This is a genomic window from Streptomyces sp. NPDC007901 (genome assembly GCF_042959465.1).
Taxonomy (GTDB): Bacteria; Actinomycetota; Actinomycetes; order Streptomycetales; family Streptomycetaceae; genus Streptomyces.
In genome coordinates, this window is sequence record NZ_JBIBKW010000032.1 from 1 (window position 1) to 16323 (window position 16323).

Genomic DNA, 16323 nt, shown 5'->3' on the forward strand with positions numbered 1-16323 from the left:
TCATCCTCGTCGCCCACTCCCGTCGCACCCTCCACCCCCACGATGATCTCGACGATCTGTGGACGATCAACGGCTACGAAAATCTTGTATGAGCCCAGAGCCGCACCCTTCCCACTCCGCCGGCGGGCTGGCCGAGCTGGCTGGAGTGGGCGGCAGACACATGGCCCTCGTGCACCGACAGCTGACCCGGCCGGCCCGCCAATCGATCACCAACCTTCGGTCATAACGCTCAACCTTCGCTGCGAGAGGCCATGTACTCGCCTCCGCCTCGCGGCTTCCGGTCCCAGAAGTGCCCGATAGCGTCACCGGCCGTGGGGACCAGCGGAACAGCCGGTACCGGTGAGATTGATCTTGGTTGCGTAGCAGGTCAGATGCCCAATCGTGGGATCGCGCTCAGTGCAGGGTATCGGCCACGAGGGCAACGGCAACGGCAGCAACGGAGAGAACGGCTGACCTTCGGGTCGTCGATCCGGCCCCTGCCACAGCAGGGAGGGCATCGTTCGTCCACATCTGCTGCGGCGTACTGCTGCGGTATTACGTGGAGGCCAGAGGTTAGTGCCGGAGTACCACGACAGGCGCCCCTCGCGGCCCTACCGTCCCTGCTGAGGGCGCCGCAACGTGTGGTGCCCGGTTCGAGGGAGACGATTTTGGCTCAGCAATTGATCAAACGGTCTGAGGCCAAGCCGACCGCCGACGTAGCGCGTTTCGCGGCCGTGGCCAGGCTGTCGGGGCAGAGCACCTTGGGCGGCTCGCTGCACGGAACGTCCACCTCCGCTCTCCCCGGGGAGAGCTCGTGACCACCACAGGCGAGGTGCGCGACGCCGACACGCCGTACGCCAAGGTTCCTGTCATTACCGCGATCTTCTGGATCGTCAAGGTGATCACCACCGCTCTGGGGGAGGCGACCTCGGACGCCCTCTACAGTTACTGGTACTTGATACCCGTCGTCCTCGTCGTGTTCGTCGTGGCGTTCCGTCGGCAGCTCCGGTCGCCCTACTACCAGGCGATCCCGTACTGGGTCACGGTCGCCGGCATCGCCGTCTTCGGCACGCTCGCCTCCGACGGCGTGACCGGCCTCCTGGCCTTCCTCGTAGCCGGAGGCAACTTCCAGGCGTTGCTGCCCTTGTTGTTGGTGACCCTGGGGTACGCGGCCGCCACAGCCATGGTGCTCCGGCGCTGGTACCGATCGGAAGGGACGCTCTCGGTTCACAGCATCACCACGCGGCGCCGTCAGAAATTCTACTGGTGGACCGTGACCTGCACCTTCGCCACGGGAACGGCGGTGGGTGACCTGACGGCGAGCCCGCTGCACATCGGCTTCCTGGGCTCAAGCGTGTTGTTCGGCGTCGCCATCCTGATTCCGTGGATCCTGCACCACCGCGGATACCTCAACTCGGTCGCGGCCTTCTGGACGGCGTACGTCCTCACCCGGCCGCTGGGGGCCTCGGTGGCTGACTGGCTCAGCAAGCCCGTCCACGATTCCGGTGAGGGTGGCGGTGGTGTCGGTCTCGGACCAGGGCCGGTCGCCTTGGGGGGATTGATCCTGTTCGTGGCCCTGCTCGCCTACCTCGCGATCAAGCGCCCCGACATCCAGGAACCGCTCGAGGGCACGGAGCCCGCCCCGGTGGGCTCTCGCATCGGAACCAGCGAGGCCTGAACCCGGCCAGCCAGGCTCAGTCATGACGACTCCACTTGGGTGCGGCTCGGTTTGAGGGACGGTGATCAGTAGGCGTTTCGCGTTCTGGTGGTCCGGTAAGTCCTTGGATGGTGCGGGGGTTGGGCCCGGCGCGGTTGCGTCGGCGGCATCGCTGGGAGGGGCGCATGGAGCAGGAGCTGCTGGCGCTGCTGAAGCAGCATGAGGAGGCGGCCCGGCGGCGGGTGGAGGGGCTGCGGGCCGAGCAGGCCGTGCTGAACGAGCGGATCGCTGCCGCCGAGGAGGAGCTGTCCGAGCTGGTGGTCACTCAGGCGACCCTCGCCCGCGTGCTCGCCGAACGCGACGCGGGCGAAGGGAAGTTCGAGCAGGAGCCCGTACGGGATGCGGATCCGGACGATCTGGCCGACCCTGGGCCGCCGGTTGTGCGCGTCGCGACCTGTGAGGTGTCCGCCGAGGGCGATTGGCCGGTGCTGGCTCTGCTGGCCAGTGCGAATACGTCGCTGCGGGCGAAGGAGATCTGCGAAGTGACGGAGGAGGTGGCCGACAACCGGCACGTCGAGACGCTGCGGATGCGGCTGAAGCGCTGGTGCGCGGTGAGTGGCTGGCCGAGCCGTCCCGGGGCCTGTTCGCGCTGGCCGACGGCGTTCGCGCACCCGATCGGTCCTGACAAGGCGGGCTCTTCCCTGCGTCGTGCCTGGTGACAAGCCGCGCACGACAGAAAGAGAAGAGCCCGATGCCAGCCTACGGCCCGCCCGGACCGGCGGGGCGTTTCCCGCCGCCCGCGCCGCCTTCGAGCAACTGCTCGCCGATCTGTTCGACCAGCAGGGTGCCTCCCACCCCGAGGCGGAGGAGTTCATCGCCGCGCGCGGTCGCGAGGTGCACCGTCTGATGCTGCAGGAGTGATTCGCCCAGCATGCGCAGCGCGAGGAGCGCCTGCCGGAGGTTGCCGGATCCGACCAGGTGGTGCGGCGCGCCGCCGAGGCGGGCCATAAGCGGCTGCTGTCCACGCGGTTCGGCACCGTGGAGGTGGAGCGGATCGCCTACCGCGCGAAGGGGGCTTCGAACCTGCACCCGGCCGATGCCGACCTGGACCTGCCGACCGGGCGGCACTCGCACGCGCTCAAAAAGCTCGCCGCGATCGAGGCGGCGCGCGGCTCGTTCGAGTCAGCGGTCGCCGCGATCGAGCGCGCCACCGGCACGCACATGGGCAAGCGGCAGGTCGAGCAGCTGGTGCAGCGCGCCGCAGCGGACGTCGACGACTTCTACGCCCACGTGCGCAGCACCCACACCCACGCCCACGGCTCCGGCTCCGGCTCCGGCTCCGGCTCCGGCTCCGGCTCCGGCTCCGGCTCCGGCTCCGGCTCCGGCTCCGGCTCCGGCTCCGGCTCCGGCTCCAGCTCCAGCTCCGGCTCCGGCTCCGGCTCCGGCTCCGGCTCCGGCTCCGGCTCCGGCTCCAGGGAGATGCTGCTGGTGCTCTCGGCGGATGGCAAGGGGATCGTCATGCGCCCGGAGGCGCTGCGCGAGGAGACCAGGCGGGCCGCCGCGAAGAAGACCGCGGCCGGGGGCGGGCCGTTTCAGACGCGCCTGGCCGGCGGGGAGAAGAACGGGCGCAAACGGATGGCGACCGTCGGCGCGGTCTACGACCTCGCGCCGATGCCGCGCGAGCCGGGCGAGGTGATCAGGCGCGGCGACGCCGACCGCACCGAGTGCACCGGACGCCCCAGGGCGCGGGCGAAGTGGCTGACGGCCTCCGTCGAACGCGACGCCGAACAGGTCATCGGCGCGGTGTTCGACGAGGCCGAGCGCCGCGACCCGGACCGGGAGCGGGAGTGGGTGATGCTGGTCGACGGCGCCCGGCACCAGCTGGATGTGATCCATGATCAGTGCGACGCGCGCAGCGCGGAGGTGTGCCTGCTGATCGACTTCGTTCACGTGCTGGAGTACGCGTGGGGCGCTGCCTGGTGCTTCTTCGCCAGGACCGACCCCGCCGCCGAGAGGTGGGTCGGCGAGATCGCGCTGGAGATCCTTAAGGGCCGGGCCGGGCAGGTCGCCGACGCCCTCGAAGCGCACGCGGACACGGCGGAACTGGACGGCCAGCGGCGCTTGGGGGTGGACAAGGCGGTCGGCTACCTGCGGGCCAAACTCCCCTACCTCGGCTACGACATCGCGCTGGCGGAGGGCTGGCCGATCGCGACAGGCGTGATCGAGGGGGCGTGCCGGCACCTGGTCAAGGACCGGATGGATATCACCGGTGCTCGCTGGGGCCTGGCCGGGGCCGAGGCCGTCCTCAAGCTCCGCGCGGTGATCAGCAACGGCGACTTCGAGCAGTACTGGAAGTATCACGTGCAGCGCGAGCACCTGCGGGTTCACGCCATCCGCTACCGCGACGCCCTCACACTCGCCGCATGATCACGGTCCCTCAAACCGAGCCGCACCCAAACCGATTAGATGTCGCGCGAGCTGAGGTGTCCCGCTGGACACGTGAGCCCGGTTGCGCCGCGCGTCGGCACGCAGGGAACGCCGTACTCGGCCGTCGCGCGCTCTTCCCGTCCGCGCGGGGAGGGCGGAGCGGCGACCGTGCTCGGCTGCCTCGCCCAATCCGGCATCAGCCGGCGGTCTCCGCCACTGCCGTCCGCAAAGCGGAAATTACTGATTTCGGCGTTTCGGGGTCTGGATCTGTGTCGGGACCGGTGACGCGGTCCGTCCGGGCTGGTACGCCGGAGGCATGCGGTATCCGGACGGGGGCGGGCTGACCGCCGAGCAGCGCAGGCGCCGGGAAGAGGTACGGATGCGGGCGGTTGACCTCTTCGAGGAGGATGTGGAAGTCCCGTGCATCGCCCGGGAGTTACGGGTGAGCGAGAAGTCGGTCTACCAGTGGCGCCGTGCCTGGAGGACGGGCGGACGCGAGGCGCTGCGTTCCAGAGGCCCCTCGGGCTACGACTGCCGGCTCGGCCCCCACCTGCAGGCCAAGCTCGCGATGTGGCTGGAGGAGGGGCCGGCAGCGCAGGGCTGGGCGGACGACCAGGTGTGGACCGCCGCCTGGGTACGCACGCTGATCGGACGGAAGTTCCACATCTCCTACAGCGTCTCCGGGGTCACCCGGCTGCTGCACCGGATGGGCTACAGCGTGCAGATGCCCGCCCGGCCCGCCGCCGAACGCGACGAGGACGCGATCACCGCATGGCGGGAGGCGACCTGGCAGGAGGTAAAACCCTCCGGGCGGCGACCGGCGCGTTCATCTGCTTCGAGTTGCGCCGTGAGGCGCTGTGTTTCGTGTGGAGGTGAGAGACCTTCGCCGCTGACCTGTCGTAGCAGGGAGGTGGAGCTGAGGGCAGCCTGATCCGGGTGATGCCGGGGAGGGCGGGAGCGGCCCTGACAAAGCCGGGACGTGTCAGTACCGCCAGATGGTGCGGGTCCGGCGAGCGGGACGGAGAGGAGTACGCGAGGAACCGGCGTCTTTACGTCTCTTAACGATGACACCGGCTCGAATCTGGTGGATCTGGGCCGGAAGCGGTGCGTAACCATCGCCGTTGGGCGGTGGGCAACTCCTTGGGCGGTATTTCGAAGCCGTCCGGGAGGCCACGAGGAAGGACTACGGCGTACTCGTGGCGAGGCCGCAGGGACACAGCCGGGCTCCTACTTCGACGAGCGAAACACAGTGAACACGGGAACCACCCGGTCTCAACTCCCCGGTGTCGGACAGCCAGTTCGGTGGCGGGGATAGGCGCATCGACCGCCGAACGGGCCGGGTGGGGCGGAGCCGCCGTAGTACTCCGAGCCGGGGAGAGCCCGGAACATGGGGAAGGGCGGCAGCGGTATCAAGAAGGGAAGGACGCTGCAATGCCGAAAGACGCACCGCTGAATAGCGGTGCCGCGCCGGACGCGGATCCCATCGGTCCTCGTCAGCGGGTATCGGAGATGCAGGCCAAGCTTCACCGTTGGGCGGTGGCCGACTGCGGCCGCCGGTTCGACGATCTGTTCAACTTCGTGCACGACCCGGCGACGCTGACCGTGGCGTTCGACCGGGTCGCCGGCAACCGGGGAGCCAACACTCCCGGCATCGACGGCCTGACGGCCGCCGCTGTCGAGGAGAGAATCGGGGCTCCCGGGTTCCTGGACGACCTGCGGGCCCAGCTCAAGCTGGGCACCTTCCGGCCGTTGCCGGTGCGGGAACGCAAGATCCCCAAGCCGGGCGGGTCGGGAAAGGTGCGGCGATTAGGGATTCCCACCATCGCCGACCGGGTCGTCCAGGCCGCGCTGAAACTGGTGCTGGAACCGATCTTCGAGGCTGACTTCAAGCCGGTCTCCTACGGGTTCCGGCCCAAACGACGGGCCCAGGACGCGATCTCCGAGATCCAGTTCTATGGCACCCACGGCTACCGCTGGGTGCTGGACGCGGACATCACGGCGTGTTTCGACGAGATCGACCACGCCGCACTGATGGACCGGGTCCGGGCGAGGATCAAGGACAAGCAGGTCCTGGCACTGGTAAAGGCGTTCTTGAAGGCCGGTCTCCTGACGGAGCTCGGCGAGTATCAGGACACCTTCACCGGCACGCCGCAAGGTGGCATTCTCTCCCCGTTGCTGGCCAACATCGCCCTGTCCGTGCTCGATGAGCACCTGCACCGGGCGTGGGAGCCGGGCGGAGAACTGTCCACCGACTACCGGCGGGGCCGACGTCGGGCACAGGGCCTGCCCTCGTGGCGTCTGGTTCGTTACGCAGACCTATGCCGAGTTCGGCATAGGTCCGCTTATGCCGTGCGCCGGGTTATGCCGACTGCGGCAGCGACAGCATGACGGACCTGGGGTCTGGTTTCGAAAGCTTCAGCATAACCAGCCGTCTCTGTCCGAGGTGGCTCATATCGCTGTCTGCGTAGGCGAGTTGCCTGCAGACAGGAGAAGATCATGGATGTGATCGGAGAGCGGCGCCGTGGGCCGGTGCCGCTCGTGGTGACGGGGCCGTTGGCGACGTTCGAGTCGCTGGTGTGTACGGAGCTGGTGTCCCGGGGGTACGCGGCGTCGTCGGTGGGGGACGCGGTGCGCATGATGCGGCGCCTGAGCCTGTGGATGGATCGGCGTGAGCTCGTCGCGGCCGAGCTGACGCCGGCGAGGGTGGAAGAGTTCCTGGCCTTCCGGCGGGCGGTGTGTTCCTCGGAGCCGGTGGCCCGGCGGTCTCTGGGGGCGGTGGTCAAGGTACTGCGGCACGCCGGCGCGGTTCCGGTTCCGGCCGAGGTCGGCGGCGACGCGGTGCAGGAGGTGCTGGCGGACTACGGTGCCTACCTGTGCGGGGAGCGGGGCTTGGCGGCCGAGTCGGTCCGCTGTTACTGCGGCCAGGCCCGCAAGTTCCTTGCTGCGCTGCCGGATCCGCTGGACGACTCGCTGGCTCGGCTGGATGCCGCTCAGGTGACCGCGTTCATGGTGCGGCACACCGCGGACGCCGAGAGTGTGTGGTCAGCGAAAGCCCTGGTGACCGCGGTCCGCTCGCTGCTGCGTTACCTGCACGTGGACGGCCGGACCCCGGTGCCGCTGACCGGGTCGGTTCCCGCGGTGGCGGGCTGGCGGCTCGATTCTTTGCCCCGTGGACTGGAATCGCAGCAGGTGTCCGCGCTGCTGTCCGCACCGGACCCAAAGTCCTCGGCGGGACGGCGGGACAGGGCATTACTGACGGTGCTCGCCCGTCTCGGGCTGCGCGGCGCGGAAGCCGCCGCCCTCCAGCTGAGCGACATCGACTGGCACGCGGGGGAGATCGCCGTGCGGGGCAAGGGCTCGCGCGTCGAGCGGCTGCCGCTGACCGCCGAGGTCGGCGAGGTGCTCTCGGACTACCTGATGGAGGACCGTCCCCGGTGTTCGGCCACGGCCGTGTTTCTCACCGCCCGGGCTCCCTATCAGGCACTGACCGGAGCCTGCATCCGAGCGATCATGGGGCGGGCCTGCGAGAGGGCCGGATTGCCGCGGCTGGGAGCCCACCGGCTCCGGCACACTCTGGCCACCACCATCCTGCGGGCCGGTGCCCCGTTGCCCGAGGTCGGCCAAGTGCTCCGTCATCGCAGCCAGTTGAGTACCACGATCTACGCGAAAGTCGACCATGAAGCTCTGCGGTTGCTGGCCCAGTCGTGGCCGGAAGGCGGTGCACGGTGACCACGCTTCGACAGCACGCGCAGGAGTACCTGGCCATGCGCCGACGGCTGGGGTTCAAGCTGACCACCTTCGGCGAGAAGCTGATGAGTTTCATCGGCTACCTGGAGTGCACCGGCGACACCGTCCTGACCGCCCGGGCCGCGCTCGCCTGGGCGACGGATACGCCTCGCAGCACCGATGAAGTGCACTGGAGCCGGCGGCTGATGGTCGTGAGGATCTTCGCCCGGCATCTGAAGGCCCTGGAGCCGGCGACCGAGATCCCGCCCGATGATGCCCTGCCGCACCACTACCGGCGCATCACCCCTCATCTGTTCACCCCCGACGAACTGGACCGCTTGCTCGCGGCGACGAGTGCCCTGAGTCCGGCCTTCCGGGCCCGCACCTGGCACACGTTCATCGGCCTGATGGCCGTGAGCGGCCTGCGCACGTCCGAAGCCTGCGGCCTGGACCGCACCGACGTCGACCTCACCGGTGGTCTTCTCACCGTGAGGGAGACGAAGTTCGGCAAGTCGAGGCAGGTTCCGGTGCATGCCAGCACCGTCACGGCGCTGCGGAGGTATGTCCGGGAGCGTGATCTCCAGCTGCCCGTCCCGAGCACGGCGGCCTTCCTGGTCTCCACCCGCGGCACCCGGCTCGACTCCCACAACCTCCCGCGCACCTTCGTCCAGCTACTGTCTGCGGCGGGCATCACAGCAGGTGAGGGCTACCGCAGGCCCCGATTGCACGATCTTCGCCATACTTTCGGCGACCACGACCTTGCTGCGGTGGTACCGCGACGGCGCGGACGTGCAGGCGAAGCTTCCGCTGCTGACCACCTATCTCGGTCACGCCGACCCGAAGTCCACCTACTGGTATCTCTCCGGCTCACCAGAACTGCTCTCCCTGGCCGCAGCCCGTCTGGAGCACAGCTTCGGAGACCGGTCATGAGCGACCTCGCGCCCCTGCTGCAGGGCTTCTTCACCGACAAACTGATGCTCCAGCTCCAGGCCAGCCAGCACACCATCGCGGCCTACCGGGACACCTTCACCCTCCTGCTCGGCTTCGCCGAGCAGCGCACCGGCCGACGGCCGACCCGCTTGAGCATCGCCGATCTGGACGCACCGACAATCGGCGCGTTCCTCCAGCATCTGGAAACCGTCCGTGGAAACACCGCGGCGACCCGCAACGTCCGACTCGCCGCGATCCGTTCGTTCTTCCGCTACGCGGCATTACGGGCGCCCGAGCACGCGGCGGTGATCCAGCGGGTGCTGGCGATCCCGCCCAAACGCTTCGACCGGGCCATCGTCAACTACCTCACCACCACGCAGACCGACGCCCTGGTCGCAGCACCGGACCGCACCACCTGGACCGGACGCCGCGACCACGCCCTGCTCCTGACCGACGTCCACACCGGACTGCGCGTCAGCGAGCTGACCCGGCTCACGCTCCAGGACGTCCATCTGGGCTCCGGCCCTCACCTGCGCTGCCACGGCAAGGGACGCAAGGACCGGTGCACCCCGCTGACCAGCGGCACCGTCAAAGTGCTCAAGACCTGGCTCAAGGAACGAGGCGGCGAGCGAAGCGATCCGCTGTTCCCGACCCGCCGCGGCACCCCGCTCAGCCGGGACGCCGTCGAACACCTCGTCGCCAAGCACACCCGGACCGCTGCAGCCACCTGCCCGTCCCTGGCCGACAAGCACGTCACCCCGCACACCCTGCGGCACAGCACCGCAATGGCACTCCTTCACAAGGGAGTTGACGTCTCCGTGATCGCCCTCTGGCTCGCCCACGAATCAACTGAAACCACACAAATCTATCTGCACGCCGACATGACCATCAAAGAACGTGCGCTCGCGCGCACGGCTCCCGCCGGCAGCACCCCCGGACGTTTCACCGCTCCGGACAACCTACTGGCGTTCCTCAAGACACTCTGAGTCACATGCCACGGATTATGTCGACCACTCCGAGGCAGGCACAGAGCTCGTCATGCTGTCGCCGCCGCAGTCGGCATAACCCGGCGCACGGCATAAGCGGACGACTTCGTCGTCCTGGTCGACGGGACCAGGCAGCACACCGGGGCACTGCACGAAGAGATCGCCCAGGTGCTTGCTCCGATGGGACTGCGGCTGTCACCGGCCAAGACCCAAGTGGTGCACCTGAGCGAGGGGTTCGACTTCCTGGGGTTCCACATCCAGTGGCGCCGCAAGCGCGGAACGAGCAAGAGGTACGTCTACACCTTCATCGCCGACCGGCCCCTCCGGTCGGTGAAGGCGAAGATCCGTCACCTCACCCACAGAACGTCGCAGCAGGACCTCGCCGTAGTGTTGATCAATCTCAACCAGGTCACTTACGGCTGGGCCAACTACTTCAGGCATGCCGTCGCCAAGCACATCTTCAGCAAGCTGGACGACCTCGTCTGGTGGCGGGTCATCCGGCTGCTGCGGCAACGGCACCACTGGGGCTGGAAGGACGTCCGCAAACGGCTCACCACCCGCACCGGACGGTGGCTGCCGATCAGCGTGGACGGGATCGAATTGCGGAAGATCAGCGCGATCTCGGTTACCCGGTATCGCTACCGCGGCAACAAGATCCCCACACCCTGGGCTCCTGCACCCACCTGACGACTGACACCGTGGAGAGCCCGTTGCCCAGTAATGGGCACGGCGGGTTCGGCGAGAGGTCCGGGGAGACGGACCGGGAGCAATCCCGGCACCGCGCCCCGGGCCTACTCAGCGACGAAGCGGGCGTGACCGGCCGGCCGCCCAAGGGCCGCACCTGGGGCCGACGTGGGATCACCCCGAGGGTCAAGGTGCCCGGCCGCAGCCGGGGACGGCTCTCGGTGGCCGGGCTGCTGTGCTACCGGCCCGGCCTGCCCGCCCGCCTGTGCTACCGGCTGCGCCGGCATACCGGCCGCAAGGGCGAGCGCCGCTCGCTCAGCGAGACCGACTACATCCGCCTGCTCGACGGCGCCCACCAACTGCTCAAGGCCCCGCTGATCGTGGTGTGGGACCGGCTGAGCACCCACACCTCCAAGTCAATGAAGGCGCTCGTGGCCGAGCGGGACTGGCTCAGGGTGGTCCTGCTGCCCGGGTACGCGCCGGAACTCAACCCGGTCGAGGGCCTGTGGGCGCATATCAAGCGGAGCCTGGCCAACCTGGCCACCCGCACCCTCAGCGAATTGGAGACACTGCTCCGCAGGCGACTCAAGGCACTGCAGTACCGGCAGGGCATCCTCAGCGGATTCTTCGACGGGACCGGCCTCGCTCTCGACAGACCGAACTGGCCTGGAAGCGCCGAGGTCAGTTGCCGACGGAGATGACGTGTCCGGTGCAAGCGGGGTCCGTGGCGGCGTCCAGCATCGCGGTGGCGAAGTCGGCCCTGGTTATCTGGAAGCCGCCGAGGACATTACGGTCGACGCCGCGACGGTAGCCGCCTTTGCTCTGGCGGTCAGTCAGCCGTCCGGCCCTGACGATCGTCCAGGGTACGCCGGAGGCGCGGACGATCTGTTCGGCCCGGTGCATGTCCTCGATCATGTGCCGGAGCAAGGGGGCCAGTACGACCGGCTTGACGAAGAAGCGGGTGAGCGGGTCGTCGCCGGGGCCCGGGGCCATCGCGCTGTTGCTCGCGAGGACGAGCCGCGGCTGGCGGTGACTACCGGACCGGATCGCAGTGGTGAGGATGCCTGCAGTCTCGGTGCACACGCGGGTGGGGTGCTTGAGATCGCGGGTGCCGATCGCGCTGATGACTGCGTCGCATCCGGCGATGGCCGCCGAGGCGGCCCCGTCGTCCAGCGAGTGCGTCTCGACGATGGCGATTCGATCCCGCAGGTCGGGCGGCAGCCTGGTTGCGTCGCGGACGATGGCGGTCACCTCATGGCCGGCATCGACGGCCTGGCGGAGGATCTGGCAGCCGGTTCCACCGGTCGCGCCGAGGACGGTGAGTTTCGTAGGAGCTCCTGGGTTAGTAAATATTCACTCACCCATAGAGTGGGTAAGCACTCACTCACCTGTCAAGGGGGATCATGAACGCGCGGGAGCGGATCCTGGACGCGGCTGCCTCGGTCATGCGGGAACATGGCGTCGCCCACGCGACGACCAAACAGATCGCGCGCGCGGCGGGTTACTCCGAGGCACTGCTCTACAAGCACTTCCGCGACAAGGAGGAGATCCTCCTGCATGTCCTGCAGGAACGGATGCCCGCCTTTCCCGGAGGAGCCGTTCCCGGCGAGGGGACCGTGGAGGCCAACCTGGTGGCGGTGGCCCATGGCGCGCTGCGCTTCTACCTCCACGCTTTCCCGATGATGGCCTCCATGGTGGCCCAGCCCCACCTGATGGCGGCGGCCCGCGAAACCCTGACCGCATATGGCGCCGGCCCGCAGCACCCGGTCCGCATGCTGGCCGACTACCTCCAGGCCGAGCAGAACCTTGGCCGGGTCTCGGCTGACAGCACTCCCGAGGCTGCCGCGGCGCTCCTCATGGGCGCCTGCTTCCAACAGGCCTTCCTGCGCTACTTCGGTGGCGGCCCCGACTTCCCCGAATCAGCCGCCGCCGGCCTCGTGCACGGCCTGATCCCTGCCCTGCTCCCCTGACTGACCAACGCCGCACCAACCACAACACGACCTCGCCACTCAAGCGAAGCCCAGACTCAGCGAACTGCCGACCCTGCCCCGCAGATAGCTCAAGGCGCCGCAGCACCCGCACTGCGTCCTCGGCGGAGCCCTCACTGGGATGCGTCTTGCCCGACAGACCGCACAGACCCCGAAGCGCCGGAGTCAGTAACCCGGCTCACAGCGGGTTCCCAGCCTTCTTCCCGGATCCCCCCAGCCGGGGCGGCCATGCTCTCGGCTGGCTCCCGCTTCCGTACGACGAGCCGGAGGCCGAGGTCGTCGCCTCCCTCCGCTGGGCGTGCGGCCCTGCCCGGGTGTGGGAGCTTCCCGCCGTTCCCCCCACGAACGAGGAAGCCATGACCCAGACGTCCAGTCGGGCTCGCACCGTCGGTGAATTCGAACCGGCCGCGCGGCCCGGCCCACTCGACACGGCCCTGCGCACGGTCGAGATCGTCATCCCCGTGTACAACGAAGAGCATTCCCTGCCGGGTTGTGTGCGCACCCTGCATGCGCGGCTGCACGAGCGGTTTCCGTTCCCCTGGCGCATCGCCGTCGCGAACAACGCCAGCACCGACCGCACCCTGGAGGTGGCCCGCGCGCTGGCCGCCGAGTTGTCCGGGGTGAGCGTGGTCCACCTCGACCGCAAGGGGCGCGGGCTCGCCCTGCGCACCGTGTGGGGCGCGAGTGAGGCGGACATCGTCGTCTACATGGACGTCGACCTGTCCACCGGCCTTGACGGGCTGCTGCCCCTCGTCGCCCCGTTGGCCAGCGGCCACTCCGACCTCGCCATCGGCAGCCGGCTCGCGCCGGGCGCGCGTACCGTGCGCGGGCCGCGCCGGGAGTTCGTATCGCGCTGCTACAACCGTCTGATCCGGCTGACCCACGGGGCCCGGTTCAGCGACGCGCAGTGCGGGTTCAAGGCCGCCCGCACCGAGATACTCCGGCCGCTGCTGGAGAAGACCCGGGACGACGCCTGGTTCTTCGACACCGAACTGCTACTGCTCGCCGAGCACAACGGACTGCGCATCCACGAGGTACCCGTCGACTGGGTGGAGGACATCGACACCCGGGTCGACGTGGTCAGCACCGCCGCCGAGGACCTGCGCGGGCTGTGGCGCATGGCCCGGCTGAAGTCCTCGGGCGCCGCCCGCATACCGCTGCCGAGGCGCCCCCGGCCGGCCGCCGAGCACCCGGACGCGGTGCTGGCCCCCGACTCGGGGCGCTCCCGGTTGACCTGGGAAACCGGCTGCTTCATCGCGATCGGCATCGTCTCGACACTCGGCCAGGCACTGCTGTACTGGCTGCTGCGCGGTTGGTGGCCGCCGGCCCTGGCGAACCTCGTCTCCCTGCTGGTGCTCACCGTCGTCAACACCGAGGCCAACCGCCGCCTCACGTTCCGCCGGTCACAGACCGGGATCGGGCGTGCGCACCTGGGCGCGGGCGCGTTGTTCGTCGTCGGGTATCTCGTCACCTCCGGCGCCGTGCTCCTGTTCCGCGAAAGCCGGCCGCACGCCTCTGCCGCCGCCGAAACGCTGGTGCTCATGGCCGCGTCGGTCGTGGTCACCGCGCTCCGGTTCCTGGTGCTGCGTCTGGCCGTCTTCCGCGGCCATACGTCCTGATCCCTCACGCCCCCACACCCACACACACAGACGGAGAGTGCCTCCGATCATGACGGACACATCCCAGCAGTCGCCGCCCGAGTCGCACACCACGGCGCCCCCCGCCCTCGGTGGCCGCCCGCTGCCCCGCTGGGCCGCCCCCGCCGCGCTCGGCGCCATCCTGCTGCTGGCCGCCCTGCTGTACGGATGGGCCCTGGGCTCGCTCGGCTGGGGAAACAGCTTCTACTCGGCCGCCGTGAAGTCCATGGGCCGCAGCTGGACGAACTTCCTCTTCGGCGCCTACGACCCGGCCGGCGTCATCACCGTCGACAAGCCCCCGGCGGCCCTGTGGCCGCAGGTGATCAGCACGAAGATCTTCGGCCTGCACGGCTGGGCGATGATCCTGCCGCAGCTCCTGGAGGGCGTCGCCGGCGTCTTCGTGCTGCACCGGACGGTGCGCCGCTGGGCGGGTGAGGGCGCCGGCCTGCTCGCCGCGCTGGTCATGACGCTCACCCCCATCACGGTGGCGATCAACCGGGACAACAACCCGGACACCCTGCTGGTGCTGACCCTGGTGACGGCGGCGTACGCGCTGACCCGTGCCCTTCAGGCGTCGTCGGACCGTTCGGCGCTGCTGTGGCTGTCGGGCAGCGGTTTCCTGATCGGAGTCGGCTTCCTGACGAAGATGCTGGCCGCCTGGATGGTGGTCCCGGCGTTCGCCGCGGCCTGGCTGGTGGGCGCTTCGGGGCCGTTCCTCAGGCGGCTGTGGCGGCTGCTGGCCGCGGGGGCGGTGCTGGCGGTGTCGTCCCTGTGGTGGGTGGCCATGGTCGCTGTGTGGCCGGGTGAGCGGCCGTACATCGGCGGCAGCGAGGACGGCTCGGCCTGGAACCTGGTCGTCGGCTACAACGGGCTGGGCCGCGTCTTCGGCGAGAACGGCTCGGGTGGCGGCTTCGGCGGTGGCGGGATCTCCTTCGGAGGCGCGGCCGGTCTGGGGCGGCTGTTCAACGACCAGGTCGGCGGGCAGATCAGTTGGCTGCTGCCGCTGTGCGCGGTGGCGCTGGGCGTCGCGGTGACGGTCGCGGTACGGCGCCGCCGTGGCCGGGGTGACACGGGCGAACCGCTCGCCGCGTCCGGCTGGATCCTGTGGGGCACCTGGCTGGTGGTCTGCGGGCTGGTGTTCTCCACGCAGGAAGGCATCTTCCACCCGTACTACACCACCGAGTTGACCCCGGCGATCGCCGCCCTCACTGCAGGTCTGGTGACCGCGCTCGCACGGGCGCACCGGGCCGGTGCGCGCTGGGCGATCCCGACCGGGGCGATGACCGTGATGGTCACGATGGTCTGGGCGGTCGTCGTGATCCGGCGGACGCCGTCCTGGCACGGCTGGCTGGCCTGGCTCGTGCTTGTGGTGGGCATCGGCGCGGCGGCTCTTCTGGGGCTGTCCGGCCTACGGCGGCGTCTGCTGCCCACGGCGCTGGGCGGCGCGGTGCTCGCGGTGCTGCTCGCGCCCGCGGCATGGTCGGTCAGCGTGCCCGGTTCCACGTCCGCGATGGGAGGAACGAACCCGACGGCGGGCCCCCTGACGGGTATGGGCTTCGGCTCGGGTTCCCTGCCCCGGGGCGGCAGCGGCTCCGGTGACTTCGAAATGCCCGAGGGCTTCGGCGGGAACGGCAACGGCGGATCGGGACAGCTGCCGAGCGACGGCGCGAGCGGCATGCCGCAGGGCATGCCCACGCAGATGCCGGGCGGGAGCGCCGGCGGGGGCTCGGGACAGCTGCCCGAAGGGATGCCCAGCGGGCTGCCGGAAGGCATGGAGGGTTTCCCGGGCACCGGCGGCGGAAGCGGTTCCGGCGGCGGCAACGGCGCTTCCCGCGGCATGGGCGGGTTCGGCGGCATGGGCGGGTTCGGCGGCGACTCGGCCCTCACCTCCGAACAGCGCAAGATCCTCGACTACGCCGTCGAGCACTCGGGCAAGGCACGGATCAAGCTCGCCGTCGAGGGCGGCGCCAACGCCACCTCCTCCTACATCCTGAACAGCGACGCCGTGGTCATCGGCATGGGCGGTTTCATGGGCACCGACAACGCCCCTTCGGTGAACCAGCTGCGGACCTGGACGAGCAAGGGTGAGCTGCGCTACGTCCTCGGCTCGGGCTCGGGCGGCGGCGGCCCGATGGGGTCCGGCGGCAGTGCCTCCGCACGCTCCCAGTGGATCAGCGAGAACTGCACCGAGGTGCCCGCCTCCGCCTACGGCGGCAGCGGCTCCTCGGGCGGCTCCTCAGGTTCCGCGGGCATGATGGGCGGCGAGACGACCTTGTACGACTGCGCTGCCAAGAGCACCACGAAGTAGG

The 16323-nt window shown here is 69.5% G+C and carries 14 protein-coding genes; 13 read left to right on the forward strand and 1 reads right to left on the reverse strand.

Annotated elements, in window-relative coordinates:
- The first annotated feature begins 811 nt into the window (after window positions 1-811).
- From ACFZDK_RS50470 to ACFZDK_RS50515, 10 genes are all read left to right on the forward strand, one after another.
- Window positions 812-1657 (forward strand): hypothetical protein, encoded by an 846-nt coding sequence (locus ACFZDK_RS50470; RefSeq protein WP_390984704.1) that lies wholly within the window; start codon window positions 812-814, stop codon window positions 1655-1657.
- A 164-nt stretch (window positions 1658-1821) separates the two neighbouring features.
- Window positions 1822-2355 carry a hypothetical protein gene (locus tag ACFZDK_RS50475; RefSeq protein ID WP_390984707.1) on the forward strand — a complete coding sequence of 178 codons (534 nt, stop codon included), beginning with the start codon at window positions 1822-1824 and terminating at the stop codon, window positions 2353-2355.
- The gene (locus ACFZDK_RS50480; protein ID WP_390984710.1) at window positions 2345-2557 is read left to right on the forward strand and encodes a hypothetical protein; all 213 of its coding nucleotides are present in this window, start codon (window positions 2345-2347) and stop codon (window positions 2555-2557) included. The genes ACFZDK_RS50475 and ACFZDK_RS50480 overlap by 11 nt, the downstream gene beginning before the upstream one ends.
- 57 nt (window positions 2558-2614) lie before the next feature.
- Complete coding sequence (locus tag ACFZDK_RS50485; protein WP_390984712.1) at window positions 2615-4063, forward strand: ISKra4 family transposase; 1449 nt, start codon at window positions 2615-2617, stop codon at window positions 4061-4063.
- 316 nt (window positions 4064-4379) lie between these two features.
- The gene (locus ACFZDK_RS50490) at window positions 4380-4994 is read left to right on the forward strand and encodes a winged helix-turn-helix domain-containing protein (RefSeq protein ID WP_390984714.1); all 615 of its coding nucleotides are present in this window, start codon (window positions 4380-4382) and stop codon (window positions 4992-4994) included.
- Between the two features lie 500 nt (window positions 4995-5494).
- Window positions 5495-6451, forward strand: a complete 957-nt coding sequence (locus ACFZDK_RS50495; RefSeq protein ID WP_390984717.1) for a reverse transcriptase domain-containing protein — start codon at window positions 5495-5497, stop codon at window positions 6449-6451.
- A 108-nt stretch (window positions 6452-6559) separates the two neighbouring features.
- On the forward strand, window positions 6560-7792 hold the full coding sequence (locus tag ACFZDK_RS50500; RefSeq protein WP_390984719.1) for a tyrosine-type recombinase/integrase: 1233 nt from the start codon (window positions 6560-6562) through the stop codon (window positions 7790-7792).
- Window positions 7789-9705, forward strand: a complete 1917-nt coding sequence (locus ACFZDK_RS50505) for a tyrosine-type recombinase/integrase (protein ID WP_390984722.1) — start codon at window positions 7789-7791, stop codon at window positions 9703-9705. Before ACFZDK_RS50500 ends, ACFZDK_RS50505 begins: the two co-directional genes overlap by 4 nt.
- A 180-nt stretch (window positions 9706-9885) precedes the next feature.
- Entirely contained in the window at window positions 9886-10392 is a 507-nt protein-coding gene (locus tag ACFZDK_RS50510; RefSeq protein ID WP_390984725.1) for a group II intron maturase-specific domain-containing protein, read from the forward strand.
- 11 nt (window positions 10393-10403) lie between these two features.
- The gene (locus ACFZDK_RS50515; protein WP_390984728.1) at window positions 10404-11090 is read left to right on the forward strand and encodes a transposase; all 687 of its coding nucleotides are present in this window, start codon (window positions 10404-10406) and stop codon (window positions 11088-11090) included.
- On the opposite strand, the gene ACFZDK_RS50520 is transcribed toward ACFZDK_RS50515, so the two are convergent.
- Window positions 11071-11742, reverse strand: a complete 672-nt coding sequence (locus ACFZDK_RS50520; RefSeq protein ID WP_390984866.1) for an NAD(P)H-binding protein — start codon at window positions 11740-11742, stop codon at window positions 11071-11073. The genes ACFZDK_RS50515 and ACFZDK_RS50520 overlap by 20 nt on opposite strands.
- Window positions 11743-11792: 50 nt before the next feature.
- Between ACFZDK_RS50520 and ACFZDK_RS50525 the strand changes: the two genes are divergently transcribed.
- From ACFZDK_RS50525 to ACFZDK_RS50535, 3 genes are all read left to right on the forward strand, one after another.
- Complete coding sequence (locus tag ACFZDK_RS50525; protein ID WP_390984730.1) at window positions 11793-12359, forward strand: TetR family transcriptional regulator; 567 nt, start codon at window positions 11793-11795, stop codon at window positions 12357-12359.
- Between the two features lie 374 nt (window positions 12360-12733).
- Window positions 12734-13996, forward strand: coding sequence for a glycosyltransferase (locus ACFZDK_RS50530; RefSeq protein WP_390984733.1), 1263 nt, complete (start codon window positions 12734-12736; stop codon window positions 13994-13996).
- A gap of 49 nt (window positions 13997-14045) precedes the next feature.
- A complete protein-coding gene (locus ACFZDK_RS50535; protein ID WP_390984736.1) occupies window positions 14046-16322 on the forward strand; it encodes a glycosyltransferase family 39 protein in 2277 nt (758 codons plus the stop codon).
- Window position 16323 lies beyond the last annotated feature (1 nt).